The 696-nt window shown below is 20.6% G+C and carries 1 protein-coding gene; it reads left to right on the top strand.

Features of this window, described 5'->3' with window-relative positions; genetic code table 11:
* The coding region (locus GQX97_RS13410) for an MATE family efflux transporter (protein WP_255447417.1) at window positions 1-472 on the top strand (472 nt) is incomplete at its 5' end.
* Window positions 473-696 lie beyond the last annotated feature (224 nt).

The raw sequence follows: 696 nt of genomic DNA, 5'->3' as shown, positions 1-696 counted from the left end.
AGAAGCTTTAAGTATATTAGTTGCAAAAAATATGGGAGAAAGAAATTATATTAAAATAAAAAACACTGTTATATTTGCTATGTTTTTTAATATTTCTATTACTATGACAGCTGTTATATTTATACATATATTTGCTAAAAACATTATATCTATATTTTATAATGGTGATGATAAAACAATAAATGATATTATATTTTATTTRAGAGTTTGTGCTTCATTTAATGGTATAGCATATGCTCTTATGTATGTGCTTGATAGTTTTTTAATAGGTATTCAAAAATCATATTTGGCTTTTATTAATTCTTTTATAGATTCAATTATTTTTAAAGTAATATTATCTATGATAYTAGAAATTAGTATTGGTTTTATTGGAATATATATTTCCATGGCTGTATCAAGTGTTGTACCATCTATTATAGGTATAATTTATTTTTTAATGTTCATCAAAACGTATAAATTAAATAAATATTAAAATTCTAATTAAAAAAGCGTATATGTTTTTAATAGCATATACGCTGATACTTAATTTTTTATATATTCCATTAAAATTTTAATCACACTCCCCGCCCTTTTAACTTTTTAATATAATTTGTTATTTTTGCATAAAATTTCTTTTTTAATCTACTATATAATTATAACACCCGCCCAATATTTTTTAATTTTATTAATCTTTCTCCGCACGTTGAATTTTATTTA

Origin of the sequence: Brachyspira sp. SAP_772, assembly GCF_009755885.1 — a bacterium.
Classification (GTDB): Bacteria; Spirochaetota; Brachyspiria; order Brachyspirales; family Brachyspiraceae; genus Brachyspira.
The sequence above is the reverse complement of the archived record's forward strand: the minus strand, read 5'-3'. Positions and strand labels throughout refer to the sequence as shown.